24 protein-coding genes are annotated in these 22,290 nt (G+C 55.6%); 12 read left to right on the top strand and 12 right to left on the bottom strand.

Features of this window, described 5'->3' with window-relative positions:
- The first annotated feature begins 1 nt into the window (after position 1).
- From NHF56_RS15345 to NHF56_RS15320, 6 genes are all read left to right on the top strand, one after another.
- Complete coding sequence (locus NHF56_RS15345; RefSeq protein WP_252806105.1) at positions 2–610, top strand: NAD(P)-dependent oxidoreductase; 609 nt, start codon at positions 2–4, stop codon at positions 608–610.
- 12 nt (positions 611–622) lie between these two features.
- Positions 623–1,414, top strand: a complete 792-nt coding sequence (locus NHF56_RS15340) for a glutathione S-transferase N-terminal domain-containing protein (RefSeq protein ID WP_252806104.1) — start codon at positions 623–625, stop codon at positions 1,412–1,414.
- A 105-nt stretch (positions 1,415–1,519) separates the two neighbouring features.
- Complete coding sequence (locus tag NHF56_RS15335; protein ID WP_252806102.1) at positions 1,520–2,272, top strand: ABC transporter permease subunit; 753 nt, start codon at positions 1,520–1,522, stop codon at positions 2,270–2,272.
- A complete protein-coding gene (locus NHF56_RS15330; RefSeq protein ID WP_252806100.1) occupies positions 2,272–3,075 on the top strand; it encodes an ABC transporter permease in 804 nt (267 codons plus the stop codon). The genes NHF56_RS15335 and NHF56_RS15330 overlap by 1 nt, the downstream gene beginning before the upstream one ends.
- 64 nt (positions 3,076–3,139) lie before the next feature.
- On the top strand, positions 3,140–3,889 hold the full coding sequence (locus tag NHF56_RS15325) for an ABC transporter ATP-binding protein (RefSeq protein WP_252806098.1): 750 nt from the start codon (positions 3,140–3,142) through the stop codon (positions 3,887–3,889).
- Positions 3,890–3,937: 48 nt separating this feature from the next.
- The gene (locus NHF56_RS15320) at positions 3,938–4,900 is read left to right on the top strand and encodes an ABC transporter substrate-binding protein (protein ID WP_252806096.1); all 963 of its coding nucleotides are present in this window, start codon (positions 3,938–3,940) and stop codon (positions 4,898–4,900) included.
- A gap of 229 nt (positions 4,901–5,129) precedes the next feature.
- Here the strand turns inward: NHF56_RS15320 and NHF56_RS15315 are convergent, their stop codons facing one another.
- Complete coding sequence (locus tag NHF56_RS15315; protein ID WP_252806094.1) at positions 5,130–5,939, bottom strand: SDR family NAD(P)-dependent oxidoreductase; 810 nt, start codon at positions 5,937–5,939, stop codon at positions 5,130–5,132.
- Positions 5,940–6,069: 130 nt separating this feature from the next.
- Between NHF56_RS15315 and NHF56_RS15310 the strand changes: the two genes are divergently transcribed.
- From NHF56_RS15310 to NHF56_RS15300, 3 genes are all read left to right on the top strand, one after another.
- The gene (locus NHF56_RS15310) at positions 6,070–7,650 is read left to right on the top strand and encodes an NAD(P)/FAD-dependent oxidoreductase (RefSeq protein ID WP_252806092.1); all 1,581 of its coding nucleotides are present in this window, start codon (positions 6,070–6,072) and stop codon (positions 7,648–7,650) included.
- The gene (locus NHF56_RS15305; RefSeq protein WP_252806090.1) at positions 7,650–7,883 is read left to right on the top strand and encodes a hypothetical protein; all 234 of its coding nucleotides are present in this window, start codon (positions 7,650–7,652) and stop codon (positions 7,881–7,883) included. Before NHF56_RS15310 ends, NHF56_RS15305 begins: the two co-directional genes overlap by 1 nt.
- A 114-nt stretch (positions 7,884–7,997) precedes the next feature.
- On the top strand, positions 7,998–8,480 hold the full coding sequence (locus tag NHF56_RS15300; protein ID WP_252806088.1) for a helix-turn-helix domain-containing protein: 483 nt from the start codon (positions 7,998–8,000) through the stop codon (positions 8,478–8,480).
- On the opposite strand, the gene NHF56_RS15295 is transcribed toward NHF56_RS15300, so the two are convergent.
- From NHF56_RS15295 to hisD, 5 genes are all read right to left on the bottom strand, one after another.
- Positions 8,464–9,132, bottom strand: a complete 669-nt coding sequence (locus tag NHF56_RS15295) for a TetR/AcrR family transcriptional regulator (RefSeq protein WP_252806086.1) — start codon at positions 9,130–9,132, stop codon at positions 8,464–8,466. The two genes, NHF56_RS15300 and NHF56_RS15295, sit on opposite strands and share 17 nt — an antisense overlap.
- A gap of 99 nt (positions 9,133–9,231) precedes the next feature.
- Positions 9,232–10,245 carry an SMP-30/gluconolactonase/LRE family protein gene (locus NHF56_RS15290; protein WP_252806084.1) on the bottom strand — a complete coding sequence of 338 codons (1,014 nt, stop codon included), beginning with the start codon at positions 10,243–10,245 and terminating at the stop codon, positions 9,232–9,234.
- A complete protein-coding gene (locus tag NHF56_RS15285; RefSeq protein ID WP_252806082.1) occupies positions 10,242–11,399 on the bottom strand; it encodes a S9 family peptidase in 1,158 nt (385 codons plus the stop codon). The genes NHF56_RS15290 and NHF56_RS15285 overlap by 4 nt, the downstream gene beginning before the upstream one ends.
- A gap of 20 nt (positions 11,400–11,419) precedes the next feature.
- Complete coding sequence (locus tag NHF56_RS15280; protein WP_252806080.1) at positions 11,420–12,187, bottom strand: SDR family oxidoreductase; 768 nt, start codon at positions 12,185–12,187, stop codon at positions 11,420–11,422.
- Between the two features lie 2 nt (positions 12,188–12,189).
- On the bottom strand, positions 12,190–13,536 hold the full coding sequence (hisD, locus tag NHF56_RS15275) for a histidinol dehydrogenase (RefSeq protein ID WP_252806078.1): 1,347 nt from the start codon (positions 13,534–13,536) through the stop codon (positions 12,190–12,192).
- Between the two features lie 193 nt (positions 13,537–13,729).
- Between hisD and NHF56_RS15270 the strand changes: the two genes are divergently transcribed.
- Both NHF56_RS15270 and NHF56_RS15265 read left to right on the top strand, forming a co-directional pair.
- Complete coding sequence (locus NHF56_RS15270) at positions 13,730–14,647, top strand: NAD-dependent epimerase/dehydratase family protein (RefSeq protein ID WP_252806076.1); 918 nt, start codon at positions 13,730–13,732, stop codon at positions 14,645–14,647.
- Positions 14,648–14,665: 18 nt separating this feature from the next.
- Positions 14,666–15,631 (top strand): fumarylacetoacetate hydrolase family protein, encoded by a 966-nt coding sequence (locus NHF56_RS15265; RefSeq protein WP_252806075.1) that lies wholly within the window; start codon positions 14,666–14,668, stop codon positions 15,629–15,631.
- A gap of 40 nt (positions 15,632–15,671) precedes the next feature.
- On the opposite strand, the gene NHF56_RS15260 is transcribed toward NHF56_RS15265, so the two are convergent.
- Positions 15,672–16,814 carry an FAD-dependent monooxygenase gene (locus NHF56_RS15260; RefSeq protein ID WP_252806074.1) on the bottom strand — a complete coding sequence of 381 codons (1,143 nt, stop codon included), beginning with the start codon at positions 16,812–16,814 and terminating at the stop codon, positions 15,672–15,674.
- Between the two features lie 163 nt (positions 16,815–16,977).
- Between NHF56_RS15260 and NHF56_RS15255 the strand changes: the two genes are divergently transcribed.
- Positions 16,978–17,745 carry an SDR family NAD(P)-dependent oxidoreductase gene (locus NHF56_RS15255; RefSeq protein ID WP_252806073.1) on the top strand — a complete coding sequence of 256 codons (768 nt, stop codon included), beginning with the start codon at positions 16,978–16,980 and terminating at the stop codon, positions 17,743–17,745.
- Positions 17,746–17,755: 10 nt separating this feature from the next.
- Here the strand turns inward: NHF56_RS15255 and NHF56_RS15250 are convergent, their stop codons facing one another.
- From NHF56_RS15250 to NHF56_RS15230, 5 genes are all read right to left on the bottom strand, one after another.
- A complete protein-coding gene (locus NHF56_RS15250) occupies positions 17,756–18,505 on the bottom strand; it encodes an SDR family NAD(P)-dependent oxidoreductase (RefSeq protein ID WP_252806072.1) in 750 nt (249 codons plus the stop codon).
- 37 nt (positions 18,506–18,542) lie between these two features.
- Positions 18,543–19,466, bottom strand: a complete 924-nt coding sequence (locus NHF56_RS15245) for a VOC family protein (protein ID WP_252806071.1) — start codon at positions 19,464–19,466, stop codon at positions 18,543–18,545.
- Positions 19,467–19,871: 405 nt separating this feature from the next.
- Positions 19,872–20,450: a 4'-phosphopantetheinyl transferase gene (locus NHF56_RS15240; protein ID WP_252806070.1), complete on the bottom strand. Its 579-nt coding sequence runs from the start codon at positions 20,448–20,450 to the stop codon at positions 19,872–19,874.
- Positions 20,451–20,653: 203 nt separating this feature from the next.
- Positions 20,654–21,409, bottom strand: coding sequence for a 2,3-dihydro-2,3-dihydroxybenzoate dehydrogenase (dhbA, locus tag NHF56_RS15235; RefSeq protein ID WP_252806068.1), 756 nt, complete (start codon positions 21,407–21,409; stop codon positions 20,654–20,656).
- 3 nt (positions 21,410–21,412) lie between these two features.
- Entirely contained in the window at positions 21,413–22,288 is an 876-nt protein-coding gene (locus tag NHF56_RS15230; RefSeq protein ID WP_252806066.1) for an isochorismatase, read from the bottom strand.
- Positions 22,289–22,290: the final 2 nt, after the last annotated feature.

Below are 22,290 nucleotides of genomic sequence, written 5' to 3'. Positions count from 1 at the left end.
TATGAAAGTTGCATTGATTGGCGCAACCGGCAAAGCCGGTTCGCGCATCCTGAGCGAGCTTGTCAGTCGGGGACATGTGGTAACGGCAATGGCGCGCGATGTTTCAAGCCTTTCGGAGAGTGATCAGGTCAAGCCGCGGGCCCTTTCCGGGAACGGTGAAGACATAACAGAGGCTGTGGCCGGTCATGATGCTGTTGTTTCCTCCGTTCGGTTCGTTGATCTGGATCCTGATATCCTTGTTTCGGCTGTTCTGAAATCGGGCGTTGGCCGCTATGTCGTTGTCGGCGGAGCGGGTGGCCTGAAGCATCCCGATGGCGTTGCCGAGGTTGATCAGCCAGGCTTTCCCGCGCCGGCCAAGCCGAACTCCGAGCGCGGCGTTTACATGCTCGAACTGTTGAAAGCATCAAAGGGCATCAGCTGGACGTTCATTTGCCCACCGCGCATGTTCGTTCCCGGCGAGCGCACCGGCAAGTTCCGCTACGGCAAGGATGACATGCTGATGGTTGACGGCCAGCCGACCTCGATTTCCTTTGAGGATTTTGCCATCGTTGTGGCCGACGAGGTGGAGACGCCCAAACATGTCAACGAACGTTTCACCATCGGCTACTAAGGGCAAAATGCGGTGCTGACGCTTTACCACGGAGACAATTCGGTTTGCAGCCAGAAGGTCCGTCTCGCGCTGGCGGAGAAGGGACTGGATTGGAAAAGCAATATTGTCGACCTGAAAAAGGCCGAGCAGTTCGCACCTGAATACCTCGTGCTCAATCCCGAGGGCGAGGTTCCCACGTTGGTACATGACGATTTTGTGCTGCGCGAATCCAGCGTCATCATCGAGTATCTCGATGGACTGTCCGACAAGCCCAAGTTGATGCCGGATGATTCCAAGGCCGCTGCCAAAGCGCGAATTTGGCTTGTGCGTTGCATCAAAATACACGAAGCGGTCAATTCCCTGAGCTTTGCGAGTTACATACGTGATGGCGAACTGGCCCGGCGCAGTGCCGATGAAATCGAACGGTGGCTTGCCTCCACACCCAACCCCCAGATTGAAGCCAAGAGACGGGAGTTGATGGCGCGCGGTCCGGAGTCCGTTTTTGTCGGCGGTGCAATTCGCACATTCAGCCGCGTCTTTGAGGACATGGATAGGGAACTGTCTCATGGACCCTATCTGAACGGACCAGCGTATGGCATGGCCGACACAGCCTTGACCGCTTATATCGATCGCCTTCATCGCCTCGCTTTTGAAGGCCTTTGGGCCAAATGGCCAAGAGTCGGTCAGTGGCTCGACCGGATGAAAGCTCGACCAAGTTACCGAACAGCGATCGCAGCATACGTGCCGCCGGAAGCGGAGCGATTTCAGCGGCAGAGCGGTGAGAAAGCCTGGGGCGTTATTGCCACGGCGCTAAAAACGCATTGAAACTGGCATGAACATGTAAAAATCATTTGACTTTCACCGGCAAGACGCGGTTAAGTTACATTAATTGGTTGGTTGACCAATAAATAATAAGGGAGGGAAAGCGCGGTGAGCAAGCTGCTTTGGCAGGTCTTTGTTGTCGTGATCGTGTTGCTCGGTTGGTTTGCCGGAAACCACTTCAACGTCTTCAATCGCGACGTCATTCCACCCATGACGGATGTCGCCTACCAATTTATTGCGGCCTGGGCTCGCCCTGAATTTCTGCCGGCCATCTGGAGTACGCTGTCCGATGCGTTGATGGGCATCTTCTTTGCAGCCGTGCTGGCCGTTCCTCTTGGTCTGCTCATCGGCTCGCTGCGTGCGGTGGAGATTGCCACGCGAACCTTGCTTGATTTTGGGCGCGCTTTTCCCGTCGTCGCTCTGTTGCCAATCTTTGTTCTGTTGATTGGCGCAAACTCCGCCATGAAAATTGTAACGATTGCCATCGCCTGCTTTTTTCCGATCCTGTTGCAGACCATCTATGGCGTGCGGCGGCAGGAGCCGGTGATCGTTGATACGGTGCGCAGTTTCCGCATACCACATCACCTGCGCTTCTTCCGTGTGCTGCTGCCTTCTGCATTGCCATACATCGCCACAGGAATTCGCATTGCCGCAACTGTCTCCATTCTTGTTGCCGTGGGCACAGAAGTCATCATGCCGGTTCCCGGCGTGGGGCGGCAGATAAGCGTGGCGAGCATCAACGATGAAGTCGCGCTGGCGTTTGCCTATGTCATTTATGCCGGTTTTCTCGGGGTGATCCTGACGACGCTTTGGGAGATTGCGGAAGAGCGAATGCTTCCATGGGCCAGGAGGACGCGTTGATGACTGCCGATAGCAACAGGAAGAGACTTTGGCGTGCAAGTCCGGGCTTGTCCCTGATTCAGGCCTGGTGGCTCCCGATCATCTGCATCCTTGCCTGGTGGTTTCTGTCTGCCGGTTCAAAGTCTTTCTATTTTCCAAGTCTTGAAACCATTCTTGCCGTGCTTTGGCGCGATCTTACCGAAGGCCCACTGCTTTCGTACATGTGGATCAGTCTCGCCAACATGGCTGCCGGCCTTGTGATCTCCATCGTGCTTGGTGTCGCATTTGGCCTCCTGATCGGCGAGTTCGGTCAGCTCCGCGATGCGCTGATGCCGATGCTCAACTTTCTTCGCTCGGTGCCGCCAGCCGCCATTGTGCCGCTGGTTATCGTCGCCCTGGGGACAGACGCCGCGCCGAAGATTTTCATAATAGCGCTGACATGCTTCTGGCCCATCCTTTTGAATACAATCGATGGCGTCAGAGGCATGACCCCGCAATTGCGCGACACGGCATCAGCCTTCAAGATCCCCTATAGTCTCTATTTCCGAAGGGTTTTGCTGATGGCGGCCCTGCCGCAGATCATGGCGGGGATCCGCATTGCCGTGGCCGTGGCGCTGGTGCTCATGGTCATTGGCGAGTTTTTTGGAGCCTCGGAAGGTCTCGGCTTTTACATCAATGAAAACAAGCAGCGTTTCGCAATGACGGAAACCTGGGCAGGCACCGTCCTGATCGGATTCCTCGGTTACCTCTTGAGCGCCATCTTTGTGAAGATCGAGGCCTTTGCGCTGTCCTGGTATTTCCAAAGCGAGAATGCAAATGATTAGACCAAAGCTTCAAACTGTCAAAACGCATGAAAACGGCGATGGAGTGGCGTCGAAGGCGCCGCCAATGGTGGTCCGGGACCTGTCCAAGTCCTATGGATCAATTGAGGTAATTTCCGGCCTCAACATGCATGTCGACCCGGGTGAGATCATTTGCATCGTTGGGCCGTCCGGCGTCGGCAAGACCACGCTTCTTCGATCTCTCTCAGGCTTGATGCCGCCGACGAGTGGTAGCGTTTCAGTGGGCGGCAAGGTCATCACCCAACCGCTCGAAGAGATCGGCATTGTCTTTCAGGACTATCGCGGCTCGCTGATGCCCTGGATGCGCACACTTGAAAATGTGGCCTTTCCGTTGCAAGGACGTGGCATAGGCAAAGCCGAACGCGAGCAACGCGCACAGGAATGCCTTGACACCGTCGGTCTCAGCGACGCGGGGCAAAAATACCCTTGGGAGCTTTCAGGTGGCATGCAGCAGCGTGTGGCGATAGCTCGAGCGCTCGCCTACGACGCCCATATCCTTCTCATGGACGAGCCTTTCGGCTCGCTCGATGCACAGACCAGGCTCGGCCTCGAAGACCTTGTTCTGGATCTCCGTTCCCGTTTGAAAATCAGCGTCATTGTCGTCACGCATGATATCGATGAAGCCGTGTACCTCGCCGACCGCGTCGTCGTGCTTGCCGGCAAGCCAGCCAGTGTTGTTGACAATGTTGATGTCGACCTTGGAATGAACCGGGATCAGATCAAGACGAAATCCGATCCTCGTTTTGTAGAATACCGAAACCGCGTTTTGAGCGAGATCATGCGGGTCCGGGATTAACAACCAATCTCGAAACGGTCAGTTGGCCTGAATTGTTGGAGGAGAACAATGAGATTTTCAGGAGTTAGAGGCATCGTCCAGGCGATGGTCATGGCAGGCGTTGCAACACTTTCGCTTGCAGGAGGAGCCAGCGCAGATGATTTGCCTGTCGTTCGGGTTGAACGTTCACCCGTCGGTCAGTTCGAAGGCCTGTTCATTGCAGAGGAACAGGGGCTTTTTGCCAAACACGGCGTTAAGGTAGAAATTGAAGTCGGTGCATCGCCGGATGGCGCGCTGGCTCAGTTGATGTCCGGTCAGAAGGACGTTGCGATGACTGGCGCTGTTCCGCTGACTGCGGCTGTTGCCAACGGATTGCCGGTTGTTGCCGTGCTGAACGCCCAAGATCAGAACGAAATTCCAACCTTTGGGCTTATCGTCCCGCAGGCCAGTGATATCAAGACGATTGCGGATCTGAAGGGCAAGAAAATCGGGCTCCCCGGTATTGCCAGCCCGCAAGGGGCAGCACTGCTGCGCACGCTCGAAGCAGAGGGAATGACACGGGATGACGTGGAGCTCGTCAACCTGCCGTTTCCAGGTGTTTTATCCGCCATCGAAAGCGGCTCGGTTGATGCAGGTATGCCGATCGGACTTTTCTATGACACTGCAATTCAGTCCGGAAACCGGGAATTGAAGGAGGTTGCCAATAATGCAACACTTGGTTTCCCGTCTGTCATTTTTGCGTCCAACAGGGAGTGGGCTGAGGCCAACGCCGAGACGCTCGGCAAATTCATCGCGGCGATGGAGGAAGCATATGACTATGCCAACGCCAATCCCGATGCCGTCCGCGCTATCGACATGGCCCAGACGAAGCTGCCGCCGGAATATCTCAAATCCCGGGTCATCTCACCCTTTCAGGCAGGCTTTAATTCCCAGGCCTGGGATGTGGAGAATGCTTCGCTCTTCAAATACGGTTTCATCGCTCGCGCGCCAAGCGCCGACGAGTATCTCTGGAGCGGCGCTCCGCGTCAGTGAGAGAAAAAACTGGCGGGAAAATGATTTTGGGGGCCACAAGGCCCCCATTTCTGTTCCAGTCCGTCGATGCTCTGAAAAGAACGTCTCTTAGACTGTTTCAGTTTTTGACTGAAACAGTCTACATTTTTTCGCTCACGCCAATTGCGCTTTGCGCAATGCTCCACGGAGGCGGCGCATGAGCACCGGGCCACGCTTGTGGCCTTGAGCGCTTCAGCTAAAAGCTGAACCGCTAGCCATTGAAGAAACGGCGCAATCTTGCAAATCCCGGTATGTGAACAGATGTTCCGCCATCTGCGGCAAACGCCTGGCCGCTGATGTAGCGGGCTTCCTCAGAGGCCAGAAAAATAACCAGGTGTGCAATGTCGACAGGCGCACCAAGATAGGGTGTCAACGTTTCTTCCTCGACAGTTTCACGCAGCTCCTGAGGCAGATGTTCAAGGGCAGCGGGTGTTCCCGTAAGACCCGGCAGCACTGCATTGCAGCGAATACCAAGCTTGCCATGGCTCGTTGCAATGGAGCGCGTCATCTGAATGACTGCGGCCTTGGAGGCTGAGTAGGCAGCCTGAATAACATTGCCCTGAAGCGCCAGGTTGGAGGCCGTATTGATAATGACGCCCGACTTCTTCGGCGCCATTATCTTTAAAGCTTCACGGCAGGCAATCATTGTGCCCCGCGTGTTGACCGCAAATGTCGCATCCCAATCTTCTGTCGCCATATGTTCAATATTGCCGTCGCGCTTCGCCATTTCGGCGCTCAGAAGGGCAGCATTGTTGTCAATGATATCGAGCGTGCCGTATTCTGCCATTGTTGTTTCAAACAGATGTTTGATGCTTGTTTCGTCGGCCAAATTCACGCCGACATGAACGGCTTCCGCTCCACCCGATCTCAACTCAGCAGCCAGATCAGCGGCCCGCTCGGCGGCAATATCCGCCACCACGACGCGGGCACCGTTTTCCGCAAAAAGCCGGCAGGCTTCCGAGCCAATTCCGCCGGCACCGCCAGTTACGATAACCACTTTTCCATCAACAGTATAAGCCATGAATTTCCTCCGTTTTCATAGTGTTTAGGACGATCTGGACGACAAGAAAATTAGGCACATTTCTGTGCCTACTTTCCTTGCAGCAGATGCTTCCTGTATGAACGTACAAACAATTAAGTTGGAGGAACAAATGAGTGAATACGATATCGTCGTTATGGGCGCTGGCCATAATGGACTGACCGCCTCATGTTATCTCGCGCGCGCCGGCCTCAAGGTTCTCGTTCTGGAGCGTAAACCCTATCCAGGCGGTGGGGTGGTAACATTGGAGTTACATACACCCGGCTACCGGCACGATCTTCATTCTTCCTGCCACATCATGATTCAGGGTAATCCGATGCTGACGGAAGACGAGCTCGAGCTGAAGGCGAAATACGGTTTGAACTATCGCTATTCCGACGTTCCATACGCATCAATCTTTCCCGACAACGAGACGCTGATTACCTACAAGGATCTCGATAAATCCTGCGAAGAAATCTCCAAGTTCTCCCGCAAGGATGCCGAGACATATCGGCGTTTCGCGGAGCGCTCGGTGCAGATGATGCCGATGTTCATCTCGGGGCTCTACTCACCACCGATTCCGCTTGGCCCCTTCTTTGCCATGCTGGACAGTTCCGACGAGGGCCGCGAAATTCTCGACGCGATGAACCGTTCATCCCTCGACATTATCGATCATCTTTTCGAAGACGATCGCGTCAAGATTCATCTCCTCAAACTCGTTACTGAAAACCTGCAGCTGCCCGATGAACTGGGTACGGGAATGGGTATCTTTCTGATGCCGGGAATTATCCATACCTTTGGCGTCAGTCAGCCTGTTGGCGGGTCTGGTGGTCTAACGGATGCGCTCGTGCGTTGCCTGGAAGATAATGGCGGCGAGGTGCGCTGCGACAGCGAGGTAGACAAGATCCTTGTTGAATGCGGCAGGGCTGTCGGTGTCCGATTGTCAACGGGCGAAGAAATTCGCGGCAAGCGGGCGGTGATCGGTGCCATCCATCCGCGCGTGCTGACCAAGTTTATTGACGGTGTGAGCGAAAGTGTTCAGGCTAAAGCCAACAAGGTGAACCCATCCACGCAGTCGCTATTCGTGTCCCACTATGATTTGAAGGAGCGCACAAAATACCGTGCGGGCGAGGAAATCACGACGGCGACCATGCTGGAATATTTCCCTTACAGGGATCTGGAAAGCCTGCTTGACGATTTCGACTACCTGCGCCGCGGCCGGATCAGCCCGCGCCGCTTGCTTGGTGGCGGTGATGAAACGCATGGTGATCCGACCCGTGCACCCGAGGGGGCAGGGATATTTCACTCCATTACAATGGCGCCGTACAACATCAAGGGCAAAGGCGCTCAATACTGGGACGAGATCAAGGATGAATACGCCGCAGAAACCCTGCGCCAGTATGATCCCTTTATCTCGAACCTGGGCGCTGACAACATCATCGCGTCGAGCCATTATTCGCCACTGGATATGGAGCGTTCGAGTCCCAACTCCTTCGTTTTGGGCGACATGCACGGCTGCGCGCCATTTTTGTACCAGACCGGAGGCCATCGGCCTACGTCGGATCTGGGCCAATACACCGTCCCCGGGCTAGACGACTTCTATCTTGTCGGTCCCTTCATGCATCCGGGCGGCGGCGTATTCGGTGCCGGCCGTGGCACGGCCATCCGCATGTTTGACGATCTTGGAATCGATTTCGAGAAGGTGATTGCCTAATGAAAATCCTGGACAATACCGGTAAGGAACTGATGACGGTTTCCAAGATCGAGGCTGATGATCGCAACTATCTGGTCATTCGCGGCAAGATATTCGGTGCCATGCCGATGACGGCGCGCCTCAGTCCCGAAGAAGCACGCGCGGCATTGAAATTGCTCGATCTGAAAACCGTGTGGTTTATTCTGACGATGCTGTTGCGGAGCGCAAGACCGGCAAAGAAAAAATCCGGTTAGCCGTTCGCAAACAGCAATCCCTGTCCGGCAGGCTGAGCGAACAAAATGATTTGCACCAGATGGGCATTGCGATGGCATCTGGTGCAAATCCAAGCTTATGGCTAGATTGCCGGTATGGCGACAAAACTCGACACAGACCGGTGGATTTCACTCCTGAGCGTAGGAGAAGCGTCCAAAATCGAAGCCGACGACCCGCGATTGACGGGTCTGGTAAGACTTGCCAAAACCATGGGCGATCCGCCACCGGCACGCGACGCCCCGCAGCGTGAGGTCTTGGCTAGGTTGGGCGACAACTGGTCGGCTCTGATCATCAAGGTCCTGGCAACGGGTACATTCAGACATAGCACGCTGAAGCGCGTCATTTCAGACTTGTCTTCCGAGAAGAAAATCTCTCAGCGAATGCTGACATTGCGACTGCGGGCGCTGGAGCGAGACGGTTTCGTCGCCCGTAAGGAGTACCATTCCAATGTGCCGACAGTGGTCTACTCATTGACGCCGTTGGGTTACGAACTGAGCGCCGAACTCGATCATATCATTGGCTGGATAGAAGATCGGATGGATCAGATCTTGGCGGCCCGCGCTACTTTCCGCGATTGAAACTTTCCATTCCTGTGGTCGCGAATTGGAGCAGGACAGGATATGCGCCCTTCAGATCCGCGCCTCGAAGTTTGCCTTCTGCCAGCTTGTCGACCCGGCTGTGCTGGGAAACCGTTGAAAGCATGGCGTGCAAAACCATTGTAAAAGTACGTATAACGTCGTGGCGCGTAGCATTGGGAAGCGCCTTGCAGAGAGCGTCGATGAATTGCTGCGCGGTCTCGTCAAAGTGCTTGCTCAGGAGATCAATCCATTGATTGTCTTCTCCCAATCTGGCCAGCAATCGGAAATAATCCGGCCAGCCTGGTTCACCCGAAAGAGCGAACTCAAAAAGCGGAGCCATAAATGCATCAAGTATGGCCCGCGCATCAGGCTGGCTGAGTTCGCCTAGCCGCCGCCGCCGTTCAAGACCCAAGACGTGCGCGCGTCTTTCGACCACGGCTTCAAAGAGATTGTCCTTGGTGCCGAAATGGTAGGACGCGAGCGCGAGTGTGACATCCGCCTTGGTGGTGATGTCACGCAAGGACACGGAAGCAAAGCCGCGTGCGCCAAAAAGTGCTTCAGCCGCATTGATGATGCGCGCGCGCGTTTCGTCACCGTTCGACCGTGTCGCGGTTAGCCGCTTCTTCGCACCTCCCGCCTTGTCTTGAACCATCTTCACCCGTTCCCGTCCGCGTCTCTTAAAGTCCGTCAATCAAGTCTTCTCACTGAATAATCATATTCGTGTTGCAATGGCTAGCAACAAGCGCTTCGACTACCAGTATATCAACGGTAATCCGGCAACCGGAGATTTGAAATACGGAATTCTCTGGCCTTGCAGCGATCCCAGGTAGACTGTCTTCAAATCTGCTCCACCAAAGGTGAGGGATGCCATCCACCGGCATTCAGTGCTGCCGCATGCCGCCATGAGCTCCGGTGTCACCTGTCCCTGCTCCCAGGCGGTGTCCAGCGCGGCCAGTGCGTCGCTTTCGCCTCCCAGATCCAGAAGGGTGAGAAGCTCGCCATCGGGCGTTATCGCGATCAGGCGATCAGCCATGATGAGCGTTGACCACAGATTGCCATATGCATCGAAGGCGATACCATCGCAAAAACCGCCGACATTGGAAGGACCGAAGATTTCACGGTCGACCAGTTCGTCTCCGCGAACGCGGAAACGGGTGATGTTTCTGCTGGTCGTTTCTGCAACATAAAGCCATTCTTCATTTCTGTCGAAACGAAGCTCGTTGGTCCCACAAAGATTGTCGGCAACGATCCGGATACCCTTCTCGTCGAGCAGGGCAATATAGCCGTCTCGGGAATTGCACTTCACGTGCTCGGTCCATGGTATCATTGTGGTGGTTACGGTCAGCCAGAGCCTGCCTTTTCGGTCGCGCGTGACGAAATTCGCCTTACCGATGGGTTTGCCGTCGATATTGTCGACCAGAACAGACGTTTCCCCGGAGCGTTTCATCACTTCGACCCGGTCTGTGCCGAAATTGGCAATCAGGAAATCGCCGTTTTCGGCAAAGGCCAGACCGTTCGGCAGGCTTCCTTTTGTGTTGACCAGGCGATCTTCGAAGGACGTGGCTGTGTTTTCCTCCTGTCCTTGTTGAAGGATCAGGGTCTGCTCGCCATCATGTGCGATATGCATCACGCCACCGCGCCCGTCGGCTACCCAGAGGCTGCCATCTCTTTCTGCAAGAATGCACTCGGGTCGTTGCAGGTCATGGCCGATATAACGGATGTTTGCGGGGTCGACTTCCCAACCGATCAGCGGATTGTTGCTCATCGAGCCACCTCCGCAAATGTTTCGGCCATCCAGTCAGCGAGCATGTCCCGCATGAATGTGCCGTTGTCGGCACCGCAATGCTCGACCTCATATTCCGAGCTTCCGGTTATGAAATAGTCGACCTTTGCAGCGGCGGTCGCCTGATCACGCGACTGTTGTGCATATTCGACGGGAATTTGCCGGTCTCCACCACCATGCATGATAAAGAAAGGGCACTTCATATTGCCAATTACGGGAGTGAGATCCATGTTCGGTGCCCAGTCCATGAACTCTTCCAGTGATTTCTTGCCGAACACCCACATCACATGATCCCAGTAGTGGGGAACCGGATTGTCACCTTCGCGTTTGAGGCGTCGGGTTTGCATTTCGCCCCAATTGTGGTTTGCGCCCATAACGCAGCAAAGGGCAAAACGATGATCCATTGATGCAATGCGCGGTGCGAAGTAGCCGCCGAGCGACAGTCCGAACATGCCGATACGCTTGTGATCAACATCATCGCGTGTCAGCAGATAATCGAATGCTGCGCTGCCCCAGGCTTCGGCATCATGACGGCCGTTTAAGCCAAGGATACGAAGCGCTTCTCCGGTTCCCGGCTGATCGATGACCAGCGTGTGCATTCCGCGAATTCTATTGGCCTCAGGATTTCCGGCACCAAAAATCTGTTCTTTCATGGAATCGAGACCATTGCAGGACACCACGCACGGGGCCGGGCCGTCGACATTTTTGGCCGGGACGAAAAGCCCGGTGAAGAACTTTCCCTCATAGGGGATTTGAACAAACTCCACGTCCAGTCCTTGCAGCTCGACACCTTTCCGGAAATTGGCCAATCCGTCGGCATAAGCCTGCCAGCGCGGGGCATAATCACGGCTTTGCATGCGCTCTGCTGTCAGCAGATAACCGGCTGCACGCTGATATTTGATGCCGGCGCTCAGGCGTCTGCCTTTTGCAAGGTCAGCGTCGGCGTTTGCCAGCACGTTGTTTGCAACCGCTATCCAACTATCAAAGAACAGCGCCGTCCCTGCGTCTTCGCCGTTTTTTGCGGCGTCCCTGATGGGTTGGCAGGCGGCTTCGATTTCGCCGATATTTCCACCACACATCAGAGCCAGGTTTGAGCTCAGGTTCCAGACATAATTGCCCGGGAATGGTTCCCACATACGTATTCCCTCCAATACATTCAGTCGGCGGTCCAGCCGCCATCAACCGTAATTGTTGTGCCTGTCATCATTTCGCCTGCGGGAGATGCCAGAAGAAGCACCGCGCCCATCAGATCGGACACCGTACCGAGGCGTCCAAGCTTGATCTTTTTAAGCGTTGCCGACTTGAAAGCCTCATCCTCGAAGAAGGGCTTGGTCATCGGCGTTTCGACGAAAGTCGGAGCGACCGTATTTGATCGGATTCCGTAAGGAGCAAGATCAAGCGCCATGGCTTTCGACATGCCTTCGATTGCCCATTTGGATGCGCAATAGAGCGAGCGTTTAGCGCCACCGACCTGACCCATCTGGCTTGACATATGGATAAGTGAGCCGGGCTTTCCGGCTTTCATCAGGCCCTCGGCGACTGCCTTGGCGACGAAAAAGGCCGATTTCAGGTTGAGATCCAGAACAGCATCGTAATCCTCAAGTGTCACATCCCAGAGGGGCTTGGGCCGGTTGGTTCCGGCATTGTTGACCAGAATATCGAAAGGACCGGCATCGGCGATGGCCGCTGCGGTCGCTTCGATGTTGGTCACGTCAAGCCGCAGATGGCCGGCCTTGCCGCCGGCTGCCGCTATAGCACTGGCGGCTGAACGGATTTCGTCCTCACTGCGGGCGGCAAGGATGACGTTAGCACCTGCATTGGCAAGAGCGGTTGCGCATCCCAGACCGATTCCGCGGCCAGCGCCGGTCACCAAGGCGCGCCGCCCACTCAGGGAAAACCCCGGAAATTCAGGTAAATCTGCCACTTTCAGCCCTCGACCAGATCTGCTCCGGCGAGCGGCGTTGCGCCTTCGGCATAGGGAACATTTTGGCCACCGTAGCGACGCACTCGAATGTTGGCCTGCTCGGCATGACCCTGAAAGCCTTCCAGCATGCACAGGCGCGAGCAGTATCGACCGACCTTGGCAGACGCTTCGTCGGTGAGAACCTTTTGATAGGTGTGTGTCTTGATGAACTTTCCAACCCAAAGGCCGCCGGTATAGCGTCCGGCCTTTTTCGTCGGCAAGGTGTGGTTGGTGCCGATTGTTTTGTCACCATAGGCCACATTGGTTCGTGGGCCGAGGAACAAGGCACCATAGTTGACCATGTTCTCCAGATACCAATCATCGCGATCCGTCATGACTTGAACATGTTCGGAGGCAATGTCGTTCGCAATCTTCAACATCTCGTCGTGATCATCGGCGACGATCACCTGACCATATACGTCCCAGGCCTTGCGGGCATGGCCGGCCGTTGGAAGAATCTGCAGCAAGCGCTCAATTTCCTCCATTGTCTCGCGGGCGAGCTTTTCAGACGTTGTCAGAAGAACGGCAGGGCTATCAGGACCATGTTCTGCCTGACCCAAGAGGTCGGTTGCGCAAATTTCAGCATCGACAGTTTCATCGGCGATGACCATCGTTTCTGTCGGGCCTGCAAAAAGATCGATACCGACCCGGCCGTAGAGCTGGCGCTTTGCTTCGGCCACGAAGGCGTTGCCGGGGCCGACGAGAATGTCGACCGGCTGAATTGTTTCGGTGCCGAGCGCCATCGCGCCAACGGCTTGTATGCCGCCGAGCGCATAGATTTCGTCAGCACCGGCCATATGTTGTGCCGCGACAATGACTGAGGACGGCTTGCCCTGGTGTGGCGGTGCGCAGGTGATGATACGCGGGACCCCGGCAACACTCGCGGTCAACACAGACATATGGGCTGAGGCGAGCATGGGATATTTCCCACCCGGCACATAGCAGCCTGCATTCTGTATGGCGATGTTCTTGTGTCCGAGGATAACGCCGGGAATGGTCTCCACCTCGACATCGCGGAGTGCAGCCTTCTGGATCTGCGCAAAATTCCGCACTTGTTCCTGGGCAAATTCAATGTCGGCAATCTGTTGGCGCGTGAGGTCTGAGAGGCACCTGTTGATTTCCGCCTGGGTCAGGCGGTAATCGTCGCGATCCCAGTTGTCGAACTTCTTGCTCAACTCGCGAACGGCAGCGTTGCCCCGCTTTTCAATGTCCGAAAGCGTGCCTTCCACGATTGCACGCACCTTTTCGTCGGCTGCCTTCACTTCCGACGCATTGACGCCTTCCTTAAGGTACTTAACCAACTTCTTCATTCCTCCGGTTTTTCACAGCCAAACGGGCTGTGTTTAAGTTGTGACTTGCCCTCCTGGAGGGCAGGTCGCGCGCTGTTTTTGCTTAGAGCTCCTGAAAAACAGTACGGGCCAGTTGCTTGAATTCCTTGCCAACCAAGGCTTTAGTGTATATTGCTTGAACGATTAACCAATTAATAGCACGGGAATTATCAGATTGAAAGTTGTCGTAGTCGGTGCCGGTGGATTTATTGGCCAAACAGTCTCCAAGCAGCTCGCGGGCATGGGTCAACCAAAGAAAATAACGCTGGTTGATGCAGTCGATTTTTCTGCGCCGGATGATCAACGTATCGAGAAACATATTGGCGATTTGGCCGACAGCCGGATGCGCAGGCGTTTTCTGGATGGGGCGGACAAGGTTATCGTGCTCGCCGCAATTCTCGGCGGCGCGGCAGAGGCCAATTATGCGCTTGCGCGCAAGGTGAATGTCGACGCCACGCTCGACCTTTTCGAAGAAATCAAACAGCTCAACAGTGGCGCGCGGGTTGTCTTCGCCTCGACAATCGCCGTTTACAGTAAGCCCATGCCCGACCCGGTGACAGATGCTGCGCCATTTGGCCCGACGATGGTTTATGGCGCGCAGAAATTGATGATGGAAGTCGCGTTATCCAATTTCTCCGCCAAAGGCTGGCTTGACGGAATTAGCTTGAGGCCCTCCGGTGTGATGGCCCGAGATGGTGTTGATGCCGGATTGAAGACGGCATTCATGTCACGGCTTTTCTGGGCCGTGCGTCGTGGCGAAGATATCAGTTTGCCGGTTCGTCCGGACAGCCGCACCTGGCTGACTTCGGTTGAAACAGTTGCTCACAATTTCGTTCACGGCGCGTTTCTTCCGGAGGTGGGTCCGCAGAAAGCCCTTACATTACCGGCATTGTCCTTGACCTTCGGCGAACTTGCGGAGGCGCTTCGTCGGCGCTTCCCTGAAAGCAAAAGCCGGGTAACGTTTGATCCGGATTCTGAAATCGTTTCGCTTTTCGGTTCCTACCCCGGACTGGTGACGGAAACTGCCGATCGGCTTGGCTTCAAGCGCGATGCAAATGCGGACGAACTGATTCAAAACTCCATGCCAAGTTAGAGAGGAGGAGAGCTCACCATGAAACTTGCAACACTGAAAAACGGCTCCAAAGATGGCCGGCTTCACGTTGTCAGCCGCGATCTGACACGGTGCACGCCGGCACAGGCGGCTATCACCTTACAAGAAGCTCTTGAGGCCTGGTCCGAGATCGAACCGGCGCTTAAACGGGAGTTCGCGGCTGTCAATGACGGCGGCGGAACTGCATTCAATCAAGCCGATGCCATGGCGCCATTGCCGCGCGCCTGGCAATGGCTGGATGGTTCGGCCTTCGACAGCCATGGCAATCTGATGGACGCCGTTTTCGGCTTTGAAAAGAAGGAAAAGCCCGGCTTCCCCTATATGTATCAGGGAACCTCCGACAAGTTTTACGGGGCTACGGATGATGTGCGCATGCCATCGGAGGAGGATTTCATAGATTTTGAAGGCGAGTTCGGCATCATTACCGACTTCGTACCCATGGGTACGGATAAAGAGCGTGCGCAAAATCATATTCGCCTGATTGTGCAGATTAACGACTGGTCGCTGCGAAAACTTGCCCCGCTTGAGATGAAGACGGGATTTGGCTGGATCAGGGCAAAGCCAGCCTGCTCCATGGCACCGGTCGCTGTCACTCCCGACGAGCTCGGTGCCAATTGGCGCGACGCCCGTGTTGATCTGCCGTTGTGCGTGGACTGGAACGAGAAGCGCTTTGGTGCCGCCAGCGGGTATGCCATGTCGTCGGGATTTCACGAACTGGTCGCGCATGCGGCATATTCACGTGATCTTGTGCCGGGGACAGTTATCGGTTCGGGAACTGTTTCCAATGAGACCTATCGCGAGGTCGGTTCATCGTGCATTGCCGAGCGCCGGGGCATTGAGATCCTGGACGAAGGCGAAGCGAAGACGCCCTTCATGTCTTTTGGCGATACAGTCCAGATGGAGTGCATCGGTAGCGATGGGCAATCTGTTTTCGGCAAGATCGACCAGAAAGTGGTGAAGAACTAATTGAAGCGGGGCGGTCATTGGCCGCCCCGCATTTTTTGCGTCAATATGGCTGAGCGATCATCTGTAACGATTGCCCGAAGAGCGGGCCGATTTCAGACATTGGCGCGCCCGCCATTTCCAAATCCCCGATTCTGAGCGAGTTTCCCACCACGGCTTTGCCGCGTGGCAGGCGTCGATCCATGAAGTTTTGTAATGCCACTTCGAGGACGCTGGTCTTTTTCAATTCGTCAACGAGAACGATCGCATCTTCCACCGCCATGCCGGCACCACTGCCCAGATGCGGTGTGGTGGCGTGAACCGCATCGCCAATGAGAAGAATGCGCCCGCAATACCAGTCACCGTCAATTAAGATCGATTCCAACGGCCGGTAGACAATTTGCGAGCCCGATTTGACAGAACGGATCAATTCTCCTGCTTCGCCTTCGAAATCGGCAGTCAACTCCTGCAGGATTGATACAAGCTCATCTTGTGAGCGCCTCGGATTTCCAGGAACGTGTTCCAACACGAACATATACATCTTGTCGGGCGCACACGGATTAAAGCCAGCTTTCACCATCTTCCCCATATACATGTGGCAGTGGTCGAAATCGTCCGGTCGGTCAAAAAGCACACGCCAACAGGCCTGGCCGGTAAAGGTGGGCTTGGGGGTATCCGGAAAAACGAGTTCACGCATTTTCGAAAACAGACCATCGGCCCCGATCACAAAATCATAGCGTCCAGTGCTTCCATCGGTAAAGGTGACGGAAACACCGTCTTCGTCCTGCTCGGCCTTTTCCACCGTCAGCCCCAGGCGAACCTTGATATCGTACCCCAGCACCCTTTCGGACATCATCTTATGAAGGACCGGGCGTAGAATACCGCCCTCAGACGGCGTGCCGTCGGCGAATACGGAGGGGCTTTCCACCACGTTCAAAATCTTGCCGGCAGACGTTCGCATCGAGACGCGATTGTGGGCAAAGCCATGCGCAAGAATTTCATCGCGGAAACCGAGATCGCACAGCGCACGCATTGTCAGTGTTGAAAGCGTGATGCCGGTTCCGTAGACCCGCCATTGTGGATCAACATCGATCATTTCGATTTGCTCGACACCGGCTTCTCTCAGCCGGATTGCCGCCGCCATGCCGGCAATGCCGCCGCCCACGATGAGCACTTTATTCAGGTCATTTGCCAACCTGCCCGACATCCTATTTCCTCCCGTTGGGTGTTCAATCTTCCTGCAGCAAAACAATTTGTCTTGGCAGGTGCCTCTGCGCGTTGTAATTCTATCGACACACTAGTAGGTCGTACGTTCAACCTATTACGAATGGACCTGGCAAGCAAGCTTGCTTGCGAAGCCAAGGGGGCAAATGATGAAAGCAACTGAAATGTTCGACCTGAGCGGAAAATGCGCGCTCATAACCGGGGGATCAAGCGGGATCGGCCTTGCCATTGCAAAGGCCTTTATTGACGCTGGGGCGAAGGTGGCGATCGCCGGAAACAGGTCTGAAGAAGTCGAAAGCGTCGCGAGCAGTATCGGTGCCGTCGGCCTTCCTGCCGATATCTCCACGCGCCAGGCGGCAGTTACACTTGCCAGTACGGCAGAAGATGCCTTGGGCAAGGTGGATATTCTCGTTTCCAACGCCGGGATAGAGGGGCCTTTATCCGGGATTTCAGAACTGAATGAAGTAGACTATCTGCGTGTCTTCGACGTTAATCTGCATGCGGCAACCTGGATTTCGAGTGCGCTCCTTCCGGGAATGGAAGTGCTAGGAGGGGGGTCGCTCATCTTCATGGCGAGCCTTAGCGCTTTGCGAGGCAACAAGTCGATAGCGACCTATTCCATGTCAAAGGCGGCGCTGGCTCAACTGGCGCGCAATATTGCTGTCGCCCATGGCCCGAAAAACATACGCGCGAACGCGATTGCGCCTGGCTTGATCAGAACGCCCTTCGCTGAAGGCTTGATGGCGAATCAGGAATTCATGGAGCGCCGGCTTCAAGCTACGCCGCTCCGGCGCGTGGGCGAAGCCGCCGAAATTGCCGCCACCGCACTCTGGCTTGCAAGTCCTGGGGGTGCTTTCGTTACAGGTCAGACGATAGTGGTTGATGGAGGTACGTTAATTCATGATGGCAGTTGATGGGCGCAGCCTACCAGGCCGTTGCTCCGCCATCGATGCAAATATCAGCGCCGGTCACGTAGCCGCTTTCGTCTGACCCGAGGTAAATAGCCAGGTAGCCGATATCTTCTGACGTGCCGAGGCGATCGACCATCAGCTTCTCGCGAACATTCACCATCAATGGCGTATCAAGATGTTGTTCCGTTTCTTCCGTAACGGTGAAGCCAGGCGCAATCGAGTTGGCGCGAATCCCTGATGGGCCGCCTTCCATCGCCATCTGGCGGGTCATGGCCATGACCGCACCTTTGCCTGCGGTGTGAGCAATGGCCGGTAGACCCTTTAACGCCACATGGGCGTTGGCCGAGCTGAAATTGATGATGGAAGCCCTTCCACTTCTTTCGAGCAGGGGCCACATGGCTCGGGTCACCAGAAATACGGAATCGATTTCGCCACTGGTCGTTGTTTTCCAATCGCCATAGGTCATTTCCTTGATCGGCGCGAAGCGAACGATTGCCGCGGCATTGACCAGAATGTCGACAACACCGGCAAAACGCCCTGCCGCAGACACCGCAAGCGTTGCCGCGCCATCTTCTGTCGTCAGGTCCGCCTTCTGGACGGCGATCATGGGATCATGGTCGGCCAGCTTGCGAAGCGCTGCACCATCAATGTCGCAGGCAAGAACTTCACAACCCTCGGAAGCATACATTAACGCTATCTTGCGGCCAATTCCGCGACCGGCTCCAGTCACTATGGCGCGCTTTCCCTTCAAGCGTTCAGACATTTTATTATCCTTTTACTGACCCGCGGCAAGGTAGCGATCAACCTTCGGGAGGTGGCCCAGGAGACCATTTTTCGCGATTTTCGAACAGGAAAAGCTGCGAATTCGCTGCGTTGAGGTCGACGTGACGCGAGACCCAGTTGTCATCATGCAGGTCCATGTCCGCATCGAATTCGAAATGCGTTGCCAGCGGTGAGTTGAAGTACCAGAACCAGTTCGAACCGAGCTGGTGGCGGCCAGGTCCCCAAAAACTCTCGTATCCCTTTTGCACCATGCGGCTTCCCGCAAGCATCAGGTCCGTCGGCCCCTGCATGTGAAACGCGATATGTTCGAGGCCCTGCATATGTGGTGGCGTGTGGATGAGGAAGAGTGTGTGATGGTCGCGGCAGGCCCCCGGACGAAGGAAGGGACCGGCCTGGATGAAGCGATCCGTTTCCACAAACTTCAATCTGTTGACATAGAAGGCTTCTGCCTTTTCGACGTCGGGTACGAAATAGACAACGTGGCTAAGGGTGCGCGGTAGAGCTTCTCCATTCGGATCTGCCGCGACATCGTTTTCCAACCGCGCGGGTTCAGCGCCGGGGGAATTCACCCGCTCTGCCACAAGCTTGATATCGCGCCGGATTGTCACCTGAAAGCCCAATACAAAGCCGGCGTCGTCCTTGGCCTCAATGGAGCCATCTTCCAGACGTTTGACTTCGCGGTCCTTCTCAAGCTCGGCTGCGATTTCCTCAACCGTGTTCTGGTCGACACAGCCATATACCGTCTTGCGCAACAAGGTCGCTGTCGGCAGCGCTTCGGGAAGACTTGGATCGTCGCGTTTGAGAATTTGACAGCCCGTGCCGTCGAGCGCTTCAAAATAGCCCGGAGCGTTTTCACGAAGCCCGTAATCGGTCAAAAATGTACGACAGGCATTCAGATCGTCAACGCCAAAATAGACCTGATCTGGTCCGATAATCTTCATTGCCAACTCCCTGTATCCGCAAACGCTTTCGGTTCTAAATAACATAATTAGTTGTTTGTTCAACCAAATAATGGGATATCAGCACGCTGGTCGCGGAATTTTTGCCCGATAGCGTTGCACAATTTGATCGGGATAGACCGGATGGGTGGACGGCTTCCTCACCCGGGGCGGCTTTCATGGCCGGCTTCGACCTTGCTACCGTGCCTGACGTCTCTGCGTCGCCGCCGGCAGCTGAATTCTGGTCGTCATGAAAAGCTCTTTTTCGGGAGCCCTTCACATACGCCGCGCCGCCGGTGGTGCCCTATGCCTGTTGGGCGTGGTGAGCACCTTCTTTCCGGTGGTGTCGCTGACGGCACTTTGCGGCTTTTGGCGACCGCTCAAGCGCTCCGGTCATACGGTTTCTTATCATCGGTCATTGGTATGTGAGGTGTTTGTCCGGGTTTTCCCAACCAAAATCCACGTCAGAAGACGATCTCCAAAATAGTCATATTGGACGTCGAACTGGCGGCCTTTGCGAAACTGTGGATCCAGGTCAACATCAAGCCGCAACTGCATAAATCCATTCCGTGGCTTGTCCACAATGTGTGCTGCGTGAAAACCAAAATGCTGGCGCGTGATCGGATAGAGCGCCTTGAAGAGACTTTCTTTTGCCGAAAAAGCCAAGCCTGTGAGCGATGCATCAACATCAATTCCAAACCGCTGACGTTCCCATTCGGAGAACACTTGCGCGCGAATTTCCGCCGCGCTCTGTGCACTCAATTGTTCCTCCAGATCAACGCCTATGCCTGAATAATGCTGACGACCAGCGGCAATGGATAACGCCCAATGGCCGGAATGCGTGATGGAGCCGATGATGTTGTCGGGCCACACGGGCGCACGGTCCGGCCCTTCTGCGGGCGCGGTCGCCGGTGAATTCAAGGATTTGAGAGATTGAATTGCGCAGAGCCGGCCTGCGACAAATTCGGCGCGTCGGCGTGCGCGCATGCGTCCGATTGTCGATGGAGCGACACCTGGAAGGGGTTGGAGACGTTGGCTGCAATGCGCACACCAGCAAAATTGCTGCGCAAAACAGGCGCAGTCCTCAGCAATACCAACAAGTTCAACGAGGCCGTCATGCTGTTTGCATTTCAAGCCATGAAACGGGGTGGTCCGGCAAGGCCACGTCGATAATGCGCAAGCACCCTTCATCAGGCGGCCAGTGTTGCCCCGCCATCGACGACAATGTCCTGCAGGGTGATATGGCTTGCCTGGTCGCAAGCGAGAAACAGGACCGTGTTGGCGATCTCCTCAGGTGTTGCGATCTTCCCCAGCGGAATGCCGAGCTTGAATTGTTCCGGGAGACCGGAAATCAGCCGTTGGCGTGCTTTCTCATCCTCAAGCATTCCAGCCAGCATGGGGGTATCCGTCGAGCCGGGCGAAACCACGTTGCAGCGAACGCCGAAGGGAGCAAGCTCCAGGCCCACGCAATGGCTGAGGCTTGCCACCGCCGCCTTCGAGGCGCAATAGGCGGTCATGCCGGTGCGCGGCACGTGTGCCGCGTTGGAGGCGATGTTGACGATGGCGCCGTGACGCTGGGCCTTGAAGGTGGGTATCCAGTGCCGCAATACATTGAACGTCCCGAATGCGTTCACATCCATGCAGGCTTTCCAATCGTCCACGCTCAGTTCCTCGGCAGATCCAAGCCGGAGGACGCCTGCCGCGTTTACTAAGACATCAAGCTGGACCGCTTCGCCTTTCAACTGCGCGGTGACGGCTGAGATACTGTCCGGACTGGACACATCTGCCTTCAGCAGACGGTACTGCGGGGCGGGGACATCAATGTTGCTATCCAACCCGGTAACGTCCGCGCCTTCGGCATGAAACTGTTCGGCTATGCGCCGGCCTATACCGGCCGCTGCACCGGTGACCAGTACCCGCTTGTTTTCAAATCTCCGCTGCGTCATGGCTCAGGCTGCCATGCGCTTGGATTCGATGAGCGACCACCAGCCATTCAGCGTCGGTGTTTTCGCCAGCTCTTCGAAGCTGACTGTGATTCCCCGTTCCTTCAATTCCGATGCCAGGACCATCACCTGCAGTGAATCGAGTCCATAGAGAATGAGGTTCTCATCAGGATCGAGTTCGGGCTCGTCTTCGACAAGCTTTAGAACACGCGCCTCAAGCCAGGTGCGGCTTGTCTCGGCATTTGCACTTTCATTTCCCGTCAGGCTGGCCGCTGAAACAACGGAGCCGCATCGTGTTGCCACATATTTGAGAGCCATTTCATGCTCCCCTTGGGAGAAGTCCGCCAGAGCATCGCCAACGACGAAAGGCTGGATGTCGCTCATGAACGCTTCCACGGCCGTGACCATGCAGCCGATATGGGCGTAAACGCCGCCAATGATAATCTGATCCCGGCCCCATTTCTGCATGCGCTCGAGGAGATCGGAGCGTTTGAAAGCGCTATAGCGCCACTTCGTCAGGACAATGTCCGCCTCTGAAGGAAGAAGTTCATCCACAATGCCTTGGAGCGCGGGGTCGGCCTGGGTCAGCCCTGGACCCCACATATCGTTCAGGAGCGCACGGTCGCCAGCCGGCTGATCATGCGGCTGGGCGGTATAGACCACTGGCACGTCATTTTCATTCGCCCATTTGCGCAAGCGCACCAAATTATCGACAAGCGTCTTCATCAGGGCGCTGTCTTCACCGTAGAAGCGCAGGAAATAGCGCTGCATGTCGTGGATCAGCAGCACAGAGCGCTTTGCATCCGGCTGCCAAGAGGTTTTGTTGGCCGGAAAGGTCTCTGGCTGCGGCATGGAATAATCGGCGATTTTGGGAATAGCCATGG

Source organism: Rhizobium sp. L1K21 (assembly GCF_024055895.1).
Classification (GTDB): Bacteria; Pseudomonadota; Alphaproteobacteria; order Rhizobiales; family Rhizobiaceae; genus Ensifer_A.
This window is presented reverse-complemented; position numbering and strand designations above follow the sequence as displayed.